The organism is Variovorax sp. Soil_C_12 (assembly GCF_057657375.1).
In genome coordinates, this window is the sequence record NZ_JBDGIO010000006.1 from 322,804 (window position 1) to 339,375 (window position 16,572).

Here is a 16,572-nt window from a genome sequence, read left to right on the forward strand (position 1 = left end):
TAATTGCTTTTGCCGTCATCAATTTTCAGATCCAGAGCCTGCGTCGCTTGGGCTGTTTTGAATGACGGTATTTGAGCGAGGAACAGTTTCCCGTCGGAGGCGATAAGTCGTCGGCAAGTTCTTTGCATGGCTTACGCGCTGCAATTGTCGCCGAACAGGCTTTTTTTCTGGACTATTGGCTCCTGATGGGTTTCGAACCGGAATCTCATGAGCTTCTATTCTCAAATCGTCCAAAGAGGCTGCGAGTTTGTTCGATTTTTTCGATTCCTTTTGCGGATTATTCGATTCTTTCAAGGCGTCTGAGAACTCGTCCTCCAACTCGGCTGCGAGGTCGTCGAGTTTTTGATCAAAATTGACGATGTCATTTTCATTGAGTCGACAAAGGGGCCTTGGGCTCAATGAATACGTTGGTAAAAATTGCGGTGAACTATTTTTCGTTTCTTGAGGTTCGAGCTTGATTGATTTGAGGAAGGCCGGCCGCTTGCCGGAGCGAGATTCCGTGGGGCGGCGCTGGACGTTGCTGCGTAAGGTCTCTCCGGGCGGCATCTCTAGATGAATTTCGGATGGCGAATCGACGCTTTCGGAGTTTGGCTGCGGTTGCGCGAGTTTGGTGTGGTCTGTCGTAGACACGAGAAGCAGATGGAGTATTGGCGAAGGCGGATTATCCGGAGCAGATGTTTGGCTTTCCGGTTTTCCTGTTGCTTCCGCCGTCAAGTCGTCTTGAAATTCCTGCCGGAGGACCGGCATCTGAGGCCGCTCTGACGGCGATTGCGGGACAAGGGACGCTAAGTTCTCTGGCTTCGGAGGTATCTGCCTATTTTTGCTTTGGACCTTGTGAGCCGAGTCGGGCGGGGTTGGAAGTGATCTTCCGGTGTTGTTATATGATTTTCCAGTGTTCATTAATCGAGTTTCCGATGGTTGTATGAAACAGTTGAGAAATGGCAAACGCCAGTCAAGCCAGCACGCTGGTCAGGAGGACGCCGTGGCCGTCTGACGCCCGCACGCCGATGACTTCCCGCGCCGTCTTGGTTTCCTCAAGGTGAAAACGAAGCATCTCCGCCACGAATTCGCCATCGAGCGCTTCGTCATCGCGAAGCTCGCCGCAAAAAATCGCACGCGACGAGCCGGCGTCGAATGCGTAGGCGCCTCGGAGCGTTCCGTGCGTGCGCAGGTTGAGCTGCAGGAGCTGCTCGCAAACCTCGGCGCGCTCGTGCGAGTCGGTGTCGCCCAGGTCGATGTAGAAGAAGAGCGCGTCGCCGTCTTCCGTGTCCTCGAAGTCCATCAGGACTTCGACCTCGTCGATCGAGAGTGAGTAGCGCCCGTCCTGCTTCGAAGGTTCGACATGCAATGCACGGGCGGCGGCTTCGCAGATGCCGTTGAATTGGCTTTGGTTCATGGTGGAGTTCCTGATTGCGCCCTTGTCCACAGCGGACTCAGCAGCGCGCCTAAGTGCGTAACCCCTGGCGGCGGGTTGGTTCCATCCGTTCATTCGGAGGCGCAAGGCCAAGGCTCCGAAAGGGATGTCGAGCCCTTCCTACAATCCCCCCCATGAAGCCCCTCGCCTACACGCGCGCCCAGCAGCTCCCCGCCATCCTCGCCACCCGCATCGCCATCCTCGACGGCGCCATGGGAACGATGATCCAGCGCTTCAAGCTCACCGAAGCTCAGTACCGCGGCGAGCGCTTCAAGGACTTTCCGCGCGACGTGAAGGGCAACAACGAGTTGCTCTCGCTGACCCGCCCCGAGGTAATCCGCGACATTCACGAGGGCTACCTGGCCGCCGGCGCCGACCTGATCGAGACCAACACCTTCGGCGCCACCCGCATCGCGCAGGAGGACTACAAGATGGCCGATCTCGCGCGCGAGATGAACCTCGAATCGGCCCGCATCGCGCGCGCCGCCTGCGACAAGTTCAGCACGCCCGACAAGCCGCGCTTCGTGGCCGGCGCCCTCGGCCCGACGCCCAAGACCGCCAGCATCAGCCCCGACGTGAACGATCCCGGCGCGCGCAACGTGAGCTTCGAGGAGCTGCGCGCCTCCTACTACGAGCAGGTGGAGGCGCTGGTCGAAGGCGGCGCCGACGTGCTGCTGGTCGAGACCATCTTCGACACGCTCAACGCCAAGGCCGCGCTGTTCGCGGTCGACGAGTACTTCGAGGCGAGCGGCGAGCGCCTGCCGCTGATCATCAGCGGCACGGTGACCGACGCCTCCGGCCGCATCCTCAGCGGGCAAACCGTCACCGCCTTCTGGCACAGCGTGCGCCATGCGCGTCCGCTGGCCATCGGGCTGAACTGCGCGCTGGGCGCGGCGCTGATGCGGCCCTACATCCAGGAGCTGGCGCGGGTGGCCGACGACACCTTCATCAGCTGCTACCCCAATGCCGGCCTGCCCAATCCGATGAGCGAGACGGGCTTCGACGAGACGCCCGAGGTCACTTCGCGCCTCCTGCACGAGTTCGCCGCCGAAGGGCTGGTCAACATCGTGGGCGGCTGCTGCGGCACTACGCCGGAGCACATCGCGGCCATCGGGCAGGCGGTGTCGCCGCTGGCGGGGCGGGCGCTGCATCGCGCCGCCTTCTATTCCGAGGCCGAGGCGGCCTGAGCGCGGCCAGCGGCCTGTAAAGGCCGGATGAAGAAGCTCTCCAAGGGTTATGGCGGTGCACCGCCTCCCCAGCGGCGCCGTTGGACGGGAAGGCCGTGGCCCAATGGCAACCCCTGGGCGCGCGGCCTGCCCTGAAGTTCATCAAGGAGGCACCATGAACAACAAGCTCGCGAAACGCTGGATCGGCATCGGAACTCTCGCGCTCGCGCTTCCGATTGCCGCGGCGGCCCAGGAGGCCGTCGCGCGCAGCACCGTCAACCTCCGGGCGGGCCCTTCGGGCGATTACCCGGTGGTGGCCCGGCTGGGCCCCGGCCAGCCCTTCGAGGTGCTGGGCTGCATCAGCGGCTACAGCTGGTGCGACGTGGTGCTGCCAGACGGCCTGCGCGGCTGGGTGTATGCAGGCGCCATCGACTACATCTACGACAACCGGCGCCTGCCCCTGGCGAGCTACGGCGCGACCATCGGCGTGCCGATCGTCGGCTTCACGATCGGCAACTACTGGGCCGACCATTACCGCGACCGGCCGTGGTACCGCGAGCAGCGCTGGTGGCATGGTCATCGGCCGCCGCCCCCGGTGGCAGGCTGGCGCCCGGTGCCGGCGCCGCGGCCGGACTGGCAGCCGCGGCCCTGGCATGACCGCGACTCGGGTTATCGGCCGCATCCGGGCCGTGGCTACCAGCCGCATCCGGACCCGGGCTTCCGGCCGCAGCCGGGCTGGCAGCAGCCGCCCGGGCAGCGCCCGCCGCAGGATCACGGGTTCCGGCCGCCGCGGCCCGATCGTGACGTTCGGCCGCCGCAACCGGGGCCTGACTTCCGGCAGCCGCGGGCCGTTCCTGGGGTGGTGCCGCCCCAGCAGCACGCTCAGCCGCCGGGCATGCAGCCAGGGGCTCGTCCGCCGCAGGTGCATCCGGGGCAAGCGGGCGGTCGGCCGCCCGGGCCGGCTCCGGCCATGCCCGGGGCGGATCTGCGGCAGCGGCAGATGGACCGGATCAACCGGCCGCCATCGTCGTCGGACGATCGGCCTTAGGGGGCGATACAGAGACCGTCACGTTGAAATCATGTGGCGGTGGATGCGCCCGGTGCCCTCACCCCAGCCCTCTCCCAGGGGGAGAGGGAGCAATACGGAGCGCAAGGCAAACCTTATTTCTTCTTGCGCGCGATCAGCGCCACGAAGCGCTGTGCGCCCAGGCCCAGCGGGCGCTCGCGCGACCAGACCACGTCCACCCACAGGTCCAGCCCATTCGAGAGGTTCTCGAAGGGAATTTCCACCAACGCCCCCGCCGCCACGTGCGGCCGGGCGAAGTTGCGCGGCAGCCAGCCCCAGCCCAGGCCGGCGGTGATCAGGCTCAGGGCGGCCAGCGCGTTGTCGGTGCGCCAGACATGGCGCGCAAACTCGAAGCGCGGGTCGCGGGTGGCCAGGTCGCGGCCCGCCACCACGATCTGGCGGGTGGTTCGCAGATGGTCCTCGCGCAGGCGGCCGCCGGCGCTGGCCAGCACCGGGTGGGCGGGCGCGATCACCGCCACCATCATCTCGTTGGCCACTTCCTGAAAGGCCTCACGCCCGTCCAGGCTGGGGCGCTCGAAGACCAGCGCCAGCTGCGCCCGGCCGCTGTGCAGCAGGGCCAGCGCATCGGCCTGCGGCGCGGCCAGCACCTCGACTTCCAGCTGCGGATATTCCTGCGCCAGCGTGGCCAGCGGCCCGCTCCACGGCGCGGCCAGGAGCTCGGGCGCGATGGCCAGCGTCAGCCGGTTTTCCAGGCCCTGGGTCAGGGCCAGCGCCTGCACCTGCAACTGCTGGAGCTGGGCCGCCAGCAGCCGCGCCTGCGGCTCCAGGGAGCGCGCGGCGGCGGTGGGCTGGGGCTCGCGGCCGCTGCGGTCGAAAAGCGAGAGGTCCAGCTCCGCCTCGAGGTTGGCGATCGCCATGCTGACGGCCGAGGGCACGCGGTGCAGCGCCCGGGCGGCAGCCGAGAAGGAGCCATGATCGAGCACGGCCAGGAAGACCTCCACGTTGTCGCTGCTGAAGCTCATCGATCTGTCAATAAAACTGAAGGAAGATGACTTCTTATATCAGTGACAGACACATAAAGTCGAGCCCAACGCAGCAACAAAACGGGAATGATTTCATGCAAGGGCTCAAGCGCCGGATCGTCTACATCTCGCTCTACGAGGCCATCGCCATCGTCGCGGCCAGTGCCGGGCTGGCGCTGATGACGGGCCAGAGCGCCGGCCATTCCGGCGTGGCGGCCGTGCTGGCCTCGGGCATCGCCATCCTCTGGAACCTCACGTTCAATGCCCTGTTCGAGCGCTGGGAGTCGCGCCAGGCCGTGCGCGGCCGGAGCCTGCGCCGCCGTATCGCCCACGCGATCGGCTTCGAGGGCGGGCTGGTGGCCTTCCTGGTGCCGGTCTTCGCCTGGTGGCTGGACGTGAGCCTGTGGCAGGCGCTGGTGATGGACCTGGGCCTGGTGGTGTTCTTCCTCATCTACACCTTCGTCTTCAACTGGGCCTTCGACGGGATCTTCGGCCTGCCCGCTTCGGCGTCCGGCGCGGTGCAGCCGGCGTAAAATCGCCGGCTCCCAAGGAGCGTTGCAGCGCGGCCTCCCTTGTCGAGGGCGCCGCGTCAGGCTTGGGCTTCCATCTTCTGGAGTGCAACGACGCTCGCCTGATTTCCGTTCGCAGGTGAGCCCATGTCTTCCGATTCTTCCTCTCCCGTCCCAATCTCCCCGCCCCCGATGAAGCTGTCCGGCCTGGAGCCGGTGCGCATCGGCGAGGGCACGCTGTTCGTCAACATCGGCGAGCGCACCAACGTCACCGGCTCCAAGGCCTTCGCCCGCATGATCCTCAACGGCCAGTTCGAGGAAGCATTGGCGGTGGCGCGCCAGCAGGTCGAAAACGGCGCGCAGGTGATCGACATCAACATGGACGAGGCCATGCTCGACAGCAAGGCCGCGATGGTGCGCTTCCTCAACCTCATCGCCAGCGAGCCCGACATCGCGCGCGTGCCGATCATGATCGACAGCTCCAAGTGGGAGGTGATCGAGGCCGGCCTGCGCTGCATCCAGGGCAAGGGCATCGTCAACTCGATCAGCATGAAGGAGGGCGTGGAGGGCTTCAAGCACCAGGCGACGCTGCTGCGCCGCTACGGCGCCGCGGCGGTCGTGATGGCCTTCGACGAGAAGGGCCAGGCCGACACCTACGAACGCAAGATCGAGATCTGCGAGCGCGCCTACCGCATCCTGGTCGACGAGGTGGGCTTCCCGCCCGAGGACATCATCTTCGACCCCAACATCTTCGCGATCGCCACCGGCATCGAGGAGCACAACAACTACGCGGTGGACTTCATCGAGGCCACGCGCTGGATCAAGAAGAACCTGCCGGGCGCGAAGGTCTCGGGCGGCGTGTCGAACGTGAGTTTCAGCTTCCGCGGCAACGACCCGGTGCGCGAGGCCATTCACACGGTGTTCCTCTACCACGCGATCCAGGCCGGCATGGACATGGGCATCGTCAACGCCGGCATGGTCGGCGTGTACGACGACCTCGAGGCGGGTCTGCGCGAGCGCGTGGAGGACGTGGTGCTCAACCGCCGGCCTGACGCTGGCGAGCGCCTGGTTGAGGTGGCCGAGAGCGCCAAGAGCGGCGCCAAGGACGACAGCAAGAAGCTCGAATGGCGCGGCACGCCGGAGCAGCCGGTCTCGGTCAGCCAGCGCCTGTCGCATGCGCTGGTGCACGGCATCACCGACTTCATCGTCGAGGACACCGAGGAGGCCTACCAGGCCATCCTGGCCAAGGGCGGCCGGCCGCTGCACGTGATCGAGGGCCCGCTGATGGACGGCATGAACGTGGTCGGCGACCTGTTCGGCGCCGGCAAGATGTTCCTGCCCCAGGTGGTGAAGTCGGCGCGCGTGATGAAGCAGGCCGTGGCGCACCTGATCCCCTACATCGAGGAAGAAAAGCGCCAGGACGAGGCCGCGGGCCGCGACGTGCGCAGCAAGGGCAAGATCATCATCGCCACCGTCAAGGGCGACGTGCATGACATCGGCAAGAACATCGTCACCGTCGTGCTCCAGTGCAACAACTTCGAAGTGGTGAACATGGGCGTGATGGTCCCTTGCCACGAGATCCTGGCGCGTGCCAAGGTCGAGGGCGCGGACATCGTGGGCCTGTCGGGCCTGATCACGCCCAGCCTCGAGGAGATGCAGTACGTCGCCGGCGAGATGCAGAAAGACGAGCATTTCCGCATCCGCAAGATCCCGCTGCTGATCGGCGGCGCCACCACCAGCCGCGTACACACGGCGGTGAAGATCGCGCCGCACTACGAGGGGCCGGTGGTCTACGTGCCCGATGCCTCGCGCAGCGTGAGCGTGGCGCAGTCGCTGCTTTCGGACCAGGCCGCGGCCTACATCGACGAGCTCAACACCGACTACGACAAGGTGCGGCACCTGCATGCCAACAAGAAGCAGGTGCCGCTGTGGCCGCTGGCCAAGGCGCGCGCCAACAAGACGCCGATCGACTGGCAGGGCTATGTGCCGCCGGTGCCGAAGTTCATCGGCCGGCGCGTGTTCCGCAACTTCGACCTGACCGAGCTGGCGAAGTACATCGACTGGGGCCCCTTCTTCCAGACCTGGGACCTGGCCGGCCCCTTCCCCGCGATCCTCAAGGACGAGGTGGTGGGCAGCGAGGCGGTGCGCGTCTTCGGCGACGGCCAGCGCATGCTCAAGCGGCTGATCGAGGGCCGCTGGCTCACGGCCAACGGCGTGATCGGCTTCTGGCCCGCCAACACGGTGAACCACGACGACATCGCGCTCTACACCGACGAGACCCGCACCCAGGCCGCGCTCACCTGGTACGGCCTGCGCCAGCAAACCGAGAAGCAGGCAATCGAGGGCGTGATGCGCCCCAGCCGCTGCCTGGCCGACTTCGTGGCGCCGCGCGACAGCGGCGTGGCGGATTACGTGGGCATGTTCGCCGTCACCGCGGGCATCGGCGTCGAGAAGAAGGAGAAGTTCTTCATCGACGACCTCGACGACTACTCGGCCATCATGCTGAAGGCCCTGGCCGACCGGCTGGCCGAGGCCTTCGCGGAGGCGCTGCACCACCGCGTGCGCACCGACCTCTGGGGCTATGCGCACGACGAGGCCCTGAGCAACGAGGCGATGATCGCCGAGAAGTACCGCGGCATCCGCCCCGCGCCCGGCTACCCCGCCTGCCCGGACCACAGCGTGAAGGGCCCGATGTTCGACGTGCTGCAGTGCCAGGACATCGGCATGACGCTGACGGAGAGCCTGGCCATGATGCCCGCCGCCAGCGTCAGCGGCTTCTACCTGAGCCATCCGGAAGCCACCTACTTCAACGTCGGCAAGATCGGGCACGACCAGCTTCAGGACCAGGCCGCGCGGCGCCACGAGAGCGAGGCGGACCTGGAGCGGCTGCTGGCGCCCAATCTCTGATGTTCGAGAAACTCACATTCGCGGCCGCGCACTACGCGGCGCTCGCGATCTTCGTTGCTGCGTGCTGGGGCTTCGGACGGGCGCTGTTCGCGCGCCTCGGGGGGCTGGTCCATCCCGACTTCTGGCTCGAGACGGCGATGACCACGGCGCTCGGCGTCGGCATCTTCATCTGCGTGTTCCAGGCCCTGGGCATCGCGGGCCTGCTCAACCTCCCCGGCGTGCTGCTGACGGTCGCGGTCGGCTTCGCCGCGGCCTGCGTGCAGGTCCCCGCCTGGCTGCGGCAGGCGCGCGCCCTCGAGCCCGGGCCGTCCCTGTCGTGGGTCGAGAAGGCGGCCCTGGCCGCGCTCGCGCTGGTCGCGCTGCCCACGCTGCTGGCGCCGCTGGCGCCGCCGGCGGCCTTCGACGAGCTGATGTACCACCTGCCCTATGCGCGCCAGGTGGCCCAGAGCGGCACGCTGGGCATCCACGAGTGGCTGCGCTACCCGTGGTTCCCGTACAACTACAACCTGCTCTATGCCGGCGCGCTGCTGGTCGGCGACGACGCGCTGCCGCATTTCATGAACGGGCTGGCGGGTTGGCTGTCGGTGTGGATGGTCTACCGCCTGGGCGTGCAGTACCTGAACCGGGTGCTGGCCTGTGCGGCCGCCGCCATCTGGCTCGGCATCGGCGACTACTCGAACGCGCTGATCGACATGGGCGTCGCCCTGTTCATCGTGTCCGCCTGGATCGCCCTGTGGTGGTGGAACGAGTCGCACGCGGCGCAGCCGGCGCAGGGCGCGCGCTGGCTGGCCCTGGCCGCCTTCTTCCTCGGCCTCGCGGCCGGTTCCAAGTACCAGGCGCTGACCTTTCTGCCGCTGGCCGCGTGGTTCGTGATCCGGCGCGAGCGGCGGCCGGCCGTCTGGGCGGTGGGGCTCCTGTGCTTCCTGCTGCCCTGCGTCTACTGGTACGCGCGCAACGCCGTGATGACCGGCGACCCCTTCAACCCGATCGGCGCCAAGGTGTTCGGCTTCAGCAACTGGAACCTGGCCGACTACAAGAACCAGGTCGACGACGTGCGCGCCCATGCCGCGCTGCCCAACTTCCTGATCTGGCCGGTGGTGCTCGCGCCCTTCAGCCTGGCCTGGCGGCGCTCGCCCGCGGTGCATGCGGCGATCGTGTTCTGCGCCTACTCGCTGCTCGTGTGGGCCCTGACCTCGCGCTATCCGCGCTACATGACGGCCTCTTTCCCGCTGCTCGCGCTGGTGGCGGTGCTGGGGTGGCAGGTGCTGCTGGGGTGGATCGCCGGCGGGCTGCGCAGGCTGCTGCCCGTGGGCGGCGGTGCCGGCTGGCCGGTGCGTGCGGGCGGCATCGCGGCTGGCCTGTTCCTGGCCGTGCTGGCGGCGGTGTCGGTCCGGCACACCACGCGCGAGCTGGCCAAGGTGTCGCCCACGCCCGCGGCCCGCGAGGCCTTCCTGCGGGCCAACGTGCCGGGCTATGCCGTGATGAACCACGTGCGCGAGCACGCCAAGGGCCGCGTCTACCAGATCGCGCTGAGCGAGGCCATCTACTACGGGCCCAATCCGATCTGGGGCGATACGCTCGGCCCCTGGCGCTATCCGGATTTCCCGCTGCTGCCGGGCGCCGAGGCCGCGCGCCGGTTCGCCGGGCTGGGCTTCGAGGCCATCGTGATGCCCGATGCAGTGGCGCGCACCCTGACCGCCCATGAGGACTTCAACCGCCACTTCGCCCTGATGTTCGAGCAGGACGGCGCCAAGGCGTACCGTATCCTGCCCCCCGCACCATGAACGAAGCTCCTGTTTCCAACGCCCTGTGGCCCGCGCTGCGCATCGCCGCGGTGATCCCCTGCTACAACGAGGCGCTCGCCATCGCGCAGGTGGTGGACGAGTTCCGCGCCGCGCTGCCGGAGGCCGAGATCCACGTCTTCGACAACGCCTCCAGCGACGACACCGCGGCCATCGCGGGGGCGGCCGGCGCCCAGGTGACCCACGTGGCCCTGCGCGGCAAGGGCAACGTGGCGCGCCGCATGTTCGCGGACGTGGAGGCCGACATCTACGTGATGGTCGACGGCGACGCCACCTACGATCTGGGCGAGCTGCGCCGTCTGGTCGACACGCTGGTGGAGGGCAACCTCGACATGGTCGTGGGCTCGCGCGTGGACGACGGCCACGACGCCCAGACCTACCGCGCCGGCCACCGCTTCGGCAACCGCCTCCTCACCGGCGCGGTGGCGGCGCTCTTCGGCGGCCGGCTCACCGACATGCTCTCGGGCCTGCGCGTGTTCTCGCGGCGCTATGCCAAGTCCTTCCCCGCGGTCTCCGAAGGCTTCGAGATCGAGACCGAGCTCACGGTCCACGCGCTGGAGCTGCGCATGCCCTTCGCCGAGCTGCCGGTGCGCTATCGCTCGCGGCTCGAGGGCTCGCACAGCAAGCTCTCCACCTACCGCGACGGCTGGCGCATCCTCAGGACCATCTGCAAGCTGTTCGTGAGCGAGAGGCCGCTGCTGTTCTTCTCGGTCATCGCGACCGTGCTCGCGCTGGGCTCGGTCCTGGCGGCCGTGCCGCTGGCGCTGACCTACCTCGAGACCGGCCTGGTGCCGCGCCTGCCCACCGCCGTGCTGCTGACCGGCACCATGCTGAGCGCGATGCTCGCCTTTGTCTGCGGCATCGTGCTGCACACCGTGACCAAGGGCCGCCAGGAGGCCAAGCGCCTGCGCTACCTGGCCATTCCGGGCGTGCGGCATCGCGGGCCCGTCGACCGGCCCTGACGATGAAGGCAGGCCGCGAGTTCCTGCTGTTCGCGCTCGCCGGCGTGATCGGCCTGGGCGTCGACGTGGGCGTGCTCTACCTGGCGGCGCCGCTCCTGGGCTGGTATGCGGCGCGCGTGCTGTCCTTCCTCGCGGCCGCGACCGCCACCTGGGCGCTGAACCGGCGCTATGCCTTCGGCACCCGGCATTCGGGCGCCTCGCTGGCGCGCGAATACCTGGGCTACCTGCTGACCATGCTCGGCGGGGCGGTGGTGAACTACGGCGTCTACGTCCTCGTGCTGCACAGCCTCGCCGGGCCCTGGGTGCCCGCGCTGGGCGTGGCGCTGGGCAGCTGCGCGGGGCTGGCGCTGAACTTTCTCGCTGCACGGCAGCTGATCTTCAAGTCCAGGCGCGGGCGCTGAAGGTCGCTTCCCGATGCGCCGGCATGTAAAAGGCGTTGCCGCAAAAGTCAGGGAAAAGTACTATTCTCGGTCCATTTGAGGACGAGTCCGAATCACTGGCGGGAGGGTAACGATGCCGACTTTGCTTGTCATGCGAGGTGCTCGCTTCGCCCGCCGCATCCGCGTCGCCGAAGGCGAGCTCCGGATCGGGCGGTGGGACGGGAACGAGATCGTTCTTCCCAGCCAGAAGGTCAGCCGGGTGCATGCCGTCCTGAGCTGCCAGGGGGCCTTCGCCACGATCAAGGACGCGCACAGCACCAACGGCACCTTCGTCAACGGGACGCGGATCGACTCCATGCCGGTGCTGGACGGCGACCGGCTGCAATTGGCCGACGTCGAGCTCCTGTTCTGCCGCATGGACGATCCCACCGCGGAATTCGCGCAGGCCCGGCCGGCGCCAGCCGCCGCCGACGCGGCCGCGACGGACCTGGCAGGACTGGTCTTCACCGCGTCGCCGAGGGCCTACGACGACGTGCCGACACGCCCATCGCCCCCGGCACGCCGAGCCCAGTCCGTGGGGGAGGGCGTCGCCTTCACCCTGCCGATGCGCGGCCGCGATGTGTCGGCGCTGATCACCTACGACGCCCTGGCCTCGCACTTCGGCGCCTATGCCTTCGGGGAAGAAAGTTGCAGCCGCGCAGTCGATGCCTATGAGGAAAACCACCTCGCCATCCATGTGGCGGCGACCTATCGCTACCAGCAGCTTCCGCAGGAGCCGGTGGTTTTGCGGGCGCGGGATTTTTAGGCGCCTCAGTGCGCGCCCGACATCACCACCGGGATCTCGGTCGCCGGCGGCGTGTTGCGGCTGCGCCCGCAGCGCACGATGCCGTCGATCATCACCATCCCCACGCCCGGGATGTCGCCCAACTGCACGCTTTCCAGCAGCGTCTTGCCGGCCGTGTGCTGGGCCCGGTCCATGAAGACGAAGTCGGCCGCGCGGCCGGGCTCGATCAGCCCGCAGTTCAGCTTGCGGATGCGCGCCGTGTTGCCGGTGGCGAAGCAGAACACCAGCTCGGCCGGGATGTTGGCGAGCGAGGACAGCATCGCGACCATGCGCAGGATGCCCAGCGGCTGCACGCCCGAGCCGGCCGGCCCGTCGGTGCCCAGGATGATGCGGTGCGGGCATTTCAGGTCCAGCGCCGCCTTGGCTGCCGCGATCGCCACGCGCTCGTTGCCGTTGTGCACGATCTCGATGGCGCGCGAAGACTTCTCGCACAGCTCGCACACATGCGCTTCCGGAAGTGAGGTGTGGCCGCCGTTGATGTGGCCGATCACGTCGGCGTCGGCCTCCAGCACCACGTCCTTGTCGATCAGCCCTGAGCCGGGAATCGAGGGCCCTCCGGTGTGGATGGTGCTCTGGATGCCGTACTTGCGCGCCCAGGCCACCATCTCCTTGGCCTCGTAGCCGGCCTTCACCGAGCCCAGGCCCACCTCGCCGAGCAGCCCGACGCCGGCCTCGGCCATCTCCTTGAAGTCGCTCTCGACCATGCCCTTCTCGAGCACCGGCGCGCCCGCCAGCACCTTGACGCCGCCGGGGCGGAAGTTGTCGAAGGCGCGCTGTGCGGTGATGGCCAGGGCCTTCACGCCCACGATGTCCTTGGGCCGGCCTGGCAGGTGGACCTCGCCGGCGGAGATCATGGTGGTCACGCCGCCGTTCATGGTGGAGTCGATCCAGCCCAGCTGGCTCTGCCGCGGCGTCCAGTCGCCGAAGACCGGGTGTACGTGGCTGTCGATCAGGCCGGGCGCAACGCAGGTCTTCTTCACGTCGATGACCGTCTGCGCGCCTTCGCAATTGCAGTCCTCCTCCTTGCCGACGGCGACGATCAACCCGTCGTTCACGACGATCGTGTCGGCATCGAGGATGGGCTTGTCCAGGTCGCCGGACAGCAGCAGACCTATGTTCCGGATGACGACCTTGCCCGACTTTGCGGTGCTTGCGACTTCTGCCATGTCTTGTCCTCGTGGGGTGCTGGGGATGGGGATGCTTCTTCTTCGGAGGGCCCCGCGTCGACCGTGCGCAGCACGGTCTCGATCACGAAGTCCTCCCAATGCGTGACCGCCTCCGGCGTCTCCAGCGGCTCGCCGAGGAAGGCCGTGAGCGTGTGACGATTGGAGGTGTAGAAATAGCCGGTGGAGGCGATCAGCAGATAGAGGTCGCGCGCGGCCACGTCCTTGCGGAACAGGCCCTGCGCCACGCCGCTCTCCAGCAGCTCCTGGATGATCGCGATCGCCTTCGACGAGTACTCGCGTGCGCGCAGCGACTTCGCAATGTGCCGGCCCTTGTGCAGGTTCTCGGTGTTCAGCAGGGTCACGAACTCGGGGTTCTTGCGGTAGTAGCCGAGCACGAAGCGGATCACCGCCGCGAGCGCTTCCACCGGCCGGCTCGCATCGAGGTGCAGCGCGGCCTCGGCATCGTCCATGCGGCGGTAGATGCTTTCGAGCACCGCGATGAACAGCCCTTCCTTGCTGCCGAAGTAGTAGTAGATCATCCGGTCGTACGAGTTGGCGGCCTTCGAGATCTTCTCGACGCTGCCGCCGTCGTAGCCGTACTTGGCGAACACCTTGGTGGCCGCGCGCAGGATGCTGTCGCGCGTGGCCTGCGCGGCGGCCTCGCGCACGCCGGTGCGGCGCGTGGCCGGCTTGGGTGCGCGGGCCGTTGCCATTTACTTTTCGGCGAAGGCGCGTTCGATGACGAAGTCGCCCGGGGTCGACGTGTTGCCTTCCTTGAAGCCGCGGCCTTCGAGGATGTGCTTCAGGTCGACCAGGAGGCCGGGGCTGCCGCACAGCATCACGCGATCTTCCCTCGCATCGAGCGGCGGCAGGCCGAGGTCGTCCGTCAACTTGTTGGTCGCGATCAGGTCGGTGATGCGGCCCATGTTGCGGAACTCCTCGCGCGTCACCGTCGGGTAGTAGAGCAGCTGCTTCTCGACCATCTCGCCCAGGATTTCATGCTTGGGCAGGTGGTCGGTCACCAGGTCGTGATAGGCCAGCTCGTCGATCTGGCGCACGCCGTGAACCAAGACGACCTGCTCGTACTTCTCGTAGGTCTCCGGGTCGCGGATGATGCTCATGAACGGTGCGAGACCGGTGCCCGTGCCGAAGAGGTAGAGCCGCTTGCCCGGCAGGGTGTAGTCGATCAGCAGCGTGCCGGTGGGCTTGCGGCCCACGATGATGGTGTCGCCCACCTGGATGTGCTGCAGCTTCGAGGTGAGCGGCCCTTCCTCGACCTTGATGCTGAGGAACTCCAGATGCTCCTCGTAATTGGGGCTCACGATGCTGTAGGCCCGCAGCAGGGGCTTGTTGTTGACCTTCAGGCCGATCATCGTGAAGTGGCCGTTCGAGAAGCGCAGCGCCGGGTCGCGCGTCGTGGTGAAGGTGAACAGGCGGTCGGTCCAGTGGTGGACGCTCAACACACGTTCTTCGCTGAATGCACTCATAGGAATCAGGGATGGTTGTGGACGAAAAAACGCGCACGGACGGGGTGCGCGGTGACGCGGAGCCGAACACCGTCAGTCTGCCGCAACCCCTCGATTGTCGGCGACACCTGAGAAAACACCATTGCAAGCATCGGGTCTGTTTGCTACATTGACTTCATGTAGTGATCACCACATGAAGTTGTAGTGAATACTACACAAAGCGAAGTTCCAGCACAAGAGAGCCTTCCGGCCCATTTGTTGCACCCCGCCGCCACGAATTTCACGAGAAGCCCGCGATGACCGAACACACCAAGACAGACGGATTGCCCGGCATGGACATGCCGGTGCTTCCCGAGGCCACGGGCCGCTCGGCCCTGCGCAACGAGCGCATGAGCACCAGCAAGGTCGAGTGCAACGCCTGCCCGGTGCTGTGCCAGATCTCCGAGGGGCGCACCGGCGCCTGCGACCGCTATGCCAACCGCGAGGGCGTGCTGGTGCGGGTCGATCCGGTGCTGCTGCTGCGCCGAGAGCTGGTCAGCGAATCGCCCGCGCTGGTGCCCTTCGCGCGCCCCGCGGCCGAGCCGGCGGCGCCGGGCGCCGAGCCTGACTGGAGCGGCGATCTCCTTCACGCCGACGAGGTCTTCGTGACCGGCGTGGGCTCCTCCACCACCTACCCCGACTACAAGCCCGCCCCCTTCATCGTGGCCTCCAAGGCGCAGGGCGTGGACATGGTCACGGTGGTGACCGAGGGCATCTTCAGCTACTGCAGCTTCAAGGTGAAGATCGACACCGACCGCTTCCTCGGCGCCGAGCAGGCCAATGTGCGCTACCGCGGCGAGGTGGTGGGCCATGTCACCACCGCCGAGTACGGCTCGCAGATGCTGTCGCTCGGCGGCGTACACCACCTGACCGGCGGCAGCAAGAAGGAAGGCCGGATGACGGTCGAGCTGATGCAGCTGCTGGGCAACAAGAAGCCGGCCGAGTGCGTGATCGACGGCGGCGCCAGCATGGTGATCCAGGCCGGCCGCGCGCCCATCGTCAATGGCGTCGAGGAAAAGCGCATGCGCGTGGGCTGCGGCTCGGCCGCCATCGGCATCTTCGCGCGCCAGCTCTTCGGCCAGGCCGACGAGGTGGTGGTGGTCGACGACCACATCACCGGCGTGCTCACCGAGCACCAGGCCGGGCGCTGCCTCGACATGCCGCCCTCGGGCATCCAGATGCGCGGGCGCAAGTCCACGCCGGGGCGCTACTTCCAGGTGGCCAATCCGGGCAACGGCTGGGGCGGCACCGACATCGACGATCCGCTGTCGATCATCGAGGGCTGGGAGGAGGGCGTGGCCCGGCCCGGCCTGCGCCTGCTGATGACCTCCACCACCGGCGAGCATGCGGTTTGGTACGTGCTCGACGACGCGCTCAAGCCGGTCGAGCAGCAGATGCCGGCCGAGGTGCGCCGGGTCGTCGAGCGCATCGGCGAGAACTGCGAGCCCTCGATGTGTACCGTGCTCTTCCTCGGCGGTGCCGGCGGCAGCTTGCGCGCGGGCGTGACGGAGAACCCGGTGCTGCTCACGCGCGCCATCAAGCGCGCGCTCGTCAACGTGACCTGCGGCGGCGCGCCGGCCTACGTGTGGCCCGGCGGCGGCATCACCGTGATGGCCGATGTGCTGCGCATGCCCGACAACAGCTTCGGCACCGTGCCCACGCCGGCCATCGTCGCGCCCATCGAGTTCAGCATGCGGCGCGAGGACTACGCGGCGCTGGGCGGCCACATGGAGCATGTGTTCCCGCTCGAGCAGGCGCTGGCGCGCGGCGCCTGGCAGAACGACGGCGCACCGCTGGCGCGCCAATGGCTTCGCATGGACGATGCCAACCCGTGGCCGCTCGGCCAGCCGCCCATGCTCGGCTGATCG

Annotated in this window: 15 protein-coding genes and 1 riboswitch; of the genes, 9 read left to right on the forward strand and 6 right to left on the reverse strand. The window is 67.4% G+C overall.

Annotation, left to right across the window (positions count from 1 at the left end):
- Positions 1–18 precede the first annotated feature (18 nt).
- Both AC3A6X_RS18675 and AC3A6X_RS18680 read right to left on the reverse strand, forming a co-directional pair.
- Positions 19–747 carry a hypothetical protein gene (locus AC3A6X_RS18675; RefSeq protein WP_487843587.1) on the reverse strand — a complete coding sequence of 243 codons (729 nt, stop codon included), beginning with the start codon at positions 745–747 and terminating at the stop codon, positions 19–21.
- A 205-nt stretch (positions 748–952) separates the two neighbouring features.
- Entirely contained in the window at positions 953–1,426 is a 474-nt protein-coding gene (locus AC3A6X_RS18680) for a CesT family type III secretion system chaperone (protein ID WP_487843588.1), read from the reverse strand.
- 122 nt (positions 1,427–1,548) lie between these two features.
- On the opposite strand from AC3A6X_RS18680, the gene AC3A6X_RS18685 reads away from it, so the two are divergent.
- Both AC3A6X_RS18685 and AC3A6X_RS18690 read left to right on the forward strand, forming a co-directional pair.
- Positions 1,549–2,601, forward strand: a complete 1,053-nt coding sequence (locus AC3A6X_RS18685) for a homocysteine S-methyltransferase family protein (RefSeq protein WP_487843589.1) — start codon at positions 1,549–1,551, stop codon at positions 2,599–2,601.
- Positions 2,602–2,755: 154 nt separating this feature from the next.
- The gene (locus AC3A6X_RS18690; RefSeq protein WP_487843590.1) at positions 2,756–3,628 is read left to right on the forward strand and encodes an SH3 domain-containing protein; all 873 of its coding nucleotides are present in this window, start codon (positions 2,756–2,758) and stop codon (positions 3,626–3,628) included.
- A gap of 113 nt (positions 3,629–3,741) precedes the next feature.
- On the opposite strand, the gene AC3A6X_RS18695 is transcribed toward AC3A6X_RS18690, so the two are convergent.
- Positions 3,742–4,629, reverse strand: coding sequence for a LysR family transcriptional regulator (locus AC3A6X_RS18695; RefSeq protein WP_487843591.1), 888 nt, complete (start codon positions 4,627–4,629; stop codon positions 3,742–3,744).
- A gap of 95 nt (positions 4,630–4,724) precedes the next feature.
- On the opposite strand from AC3A6X_RS18695, the gene AC3A6X_RS18700 reads away from it, so the two are divergent.
- The 6 genes from AC3A6X_RS18700 to AC3A6X_RS18725 all read left to right on the forward strand — a co-directional run bounded on the left by AC3A6X_RS18700 (position 4,725) and on the right by AC3A6X_RS18725 (position 11,994).
- Positions 4,725–5,162, forward strand: a complete 438-nt coding sequence (locus AC3A6X_RS18700) for a PACE efflux transporter (protein WP_309960563.1) — start codon at positions 4,725–4,727, stop codon at positions 5,160–5,162.
- Positions 5,163–5,170: 8 nt separating this feature from the next.
- A riboswitch (S-adenosyl-L-homocysteine riboswitch) is annotated at positions 5,171–5,265 on the forward strand.
- Between the two features lie 20 nt (positions 5,266–5,285).
- Positions 5,286–8,045 carry a methionine synthase gene (gene metH, locus AC3A6X_RS18705; protein WP_487843592.1) on the forward strand — a complete coding sequence of 920 codons (2,760 nt, stop codon included), beginning with the start codon at positions 5,286–5,288 and terminating at the stop codon, positions 8,043–8,045.
- Complete coding sequence (locus AC3A6X_RS18710; protein ID WP_487843593.1) at positions 8,045–9,829, forward strand: ArnT family glycosyltransferase; 1,785 nt, start codon at positions 8,045–8,047, stop codon at positions 9,827–9,829. The genes metH and AC3A6X_RS18710 overlap by 1 nt, the downstream gene beginning before the upstream one ends.
- On the forward strand, positions 9,826–10,809 hold the full coding sequence (locus AC3A6X_RS18715; RefSeq protein ID WP_487843594.1) for a glycosyltransferase family 2 protein: 984 nt from the start codon (positions 9,826–9,828) through the stop codon (positions 10,807–10,809). The genes AC3A6X_RS18710 and AC3A6X_RS18715 overlap by 4 nt, the downstream gene beginning before the upstream one ends.
- Positions 10,810–10,811: 2 nt before the next feature.
- Positions 10,812–11,210: a GtrA family protein gene (locus AC3A6X_RS18720; RefSeq protein ID WP_487843595.1), complete on the forward strand. Its 399-nt coding sequence runs from the start codon at positions 10,812–10,814 to the stop codon at positions 11,208–11,210.
- A 112-nt stretch (positions 11,211–11,322) separates the two neighbouring features.
- Entirely contained in the window at positions 11,323–11,994 is a 672-nt protein-coding gene (locus AC3A6X_RS18725; protein WP_487843596.1) for an FHA domain-containing protein, read from the forward strand.
- A 5-nt stretch (positions 11,995–11,999) separates the two neighbouring features.
- Here the strand turns inward: AC3A6X_RS18725 and AC3A6X_RS18730 are convergent, their stop codons facing one another.
- From AC3A6X_RS18730 to AC3A6X_RS18740, 3 genes are read right to left on the reverse strand one after another with little or no spacing between them, the layout of a single operon-like run.
- Positions 12,000–13,199, reverse strand: coding sequence for an amidohydrolase family protein (locus AC3A6X_RS18730; RefSeq protein WP_487843597.1), 1,200 nt, complete (start codon positions 13,197–13,199; stop codon positions 12,000–12,002).
- Positions 13,145–13,912, reverse strand: a complete 768-nt coding sequence (locus AC3A6X_RS18735; protein ID WP_487843598.1) for a TetR/AcrR family transcriptional regulator — start codon at positions 13,910–13,912, stop codon at positions 13,145–13,147. The genes AC3A6X_RS18730 and AC3A6X_RS18735 overlap by 55 nt, the downstream gene beginning before the upstream one ends.
- The gene (locus tag AC3A6X_RS18740) at positions 13,913–14,686 is read right to left on the reverse strand and encodes a ferredoxin--NADP reductase (protein WP_487843599.1); all 774 of its coding nucleotides are present in this window, start codon (positions 14,684–14,686) and stop codon (positions 13,913–13,915) included.
- A gap of 275 nt (positions 14,687–14,961) precedes the next feature.
- Here AC3A6X_RS18740 and AC3A6X_RS18745 point away from each other — a divergent pair, with 275 nt between their 5' ends.
- On the forward strand, positions 14,962–16,569 hold the full coding sequence (locus AC3A6X_RS18745; protein ID WP_487843600.1) for a 6-hydroxynicotinate reductase: 1,608 nt from the start codon (positions 14,962–14,964) through the stop codon (positions 16,567–16,569).
- The last annotated feature ends 3 nt before the right edge of the window (positions 16,570–16,572 follow it).

Excerpts from the sequence above, each read along its gene's own strand:
- AC3A6X_RS18720 (WP_487843595.1), top strand. The coding sequence starts at position 10,812 with ATGAAGGCAGGCCGCGAGTTCCTGCTGTTCGCGCTCGCCGGCGTGATC.
- AC3A6X_RS18690 (WP_487843590.1), top strand. The coding sequence starts at position 2,756 with ATGAACAACAAGCTCGCGAAACGCTGGATCGGCATCGGAACTCTCGCG.
- AC3A6X_RS18730 (WP_487843597.1), bottom strand. The coding sequence starts at position 13,199 with ATGGCAGAAGTCGCAAGCACCGCAAAGTCGGGCAAGGTCGTCATCCGG.
- AC3A6X_RS18725 (WP_487843596.1), top strand. The coding sequence starts at position 11,323 with ATGCCGACTTTGCTTGTCATGCGAGGTGCTCGCTTCGCCCGCCGCATC.
- AC3A6X_RS18675 (WP_487843587.1), bottom strand. The coding sequence starts at position 747 with ATGCCGGTCCTCCGGCAGGAATTTCAAGACGACTTGACGGCGGAAGCA.
- AC3A6X_RS18685 (WP_487843589.1), top strand. The coding sequence starts at position 1,549 with ATGAAGCCCCTCGCCTACACGCGCGCCCAGCAGCTCCCCGCCATCCTC.
- AC3A6X_RS18695 (WP_487843591.1), bottom strand. The coding sequence starts at position 4,629 with ATGAGCTTCAGCAGCGACAACGTGGAGGTCTTCCTGGCCGTGCTCGAT.
- AC3A6X_RS18710 (WP_487843593.1), top strand. The coding sequence starts at position 8,045 with ATGTTCGAGAAACTCACATTCGCGGCCGCGCACTACGCGGCGCTCGCG.
- AC3A6X_RS18700 (WP_309960563.1), top strand. The coding sequence starts at position 4,725 with ATGCAAGGGCTCAAGCGCCGGATCGTCTACATCTCGCTCTACGAGGCC.
- AC3A6X_RS18735 (WP_487843598.1), bottom strand. The coding sequence starts at position 13,912 with ATGGCAACGGCCCGCGCACCCAAGCCGGCCACGCGCCGCACCGGCGTG.
- AC3A6X_RS18745 (WP_487843600.1), top strand. The coding sequence starts at position 14,962 with ATGACCGAACACACCAAGACAGACGGATTGCCCGGCATGGACATGCCG.
- AC3A6X_RS18715 (WP_487843594.1), top strand. The coding sequence starts at position 9,826 with ATGAACGAAGCTCCTGTTTCCAACGCCCTGTGGCCCGCGCTGCGCATC.
- metH (WP_487843592.1), top strand. The coding sequence starts at position 5,286 with ATGTCTTCCGATTCTTCCTCTCCCGTCCCAATCTCCCCGCCCCCGATG.
- AC3A6X_RS18740 (WP_487843599.1), bottom strand. The coding sequence starts at position 14,686 with ATGAGTGCATTCAGCGAAGAACGTGTGTTGAGCGTCCACCACTGGACC.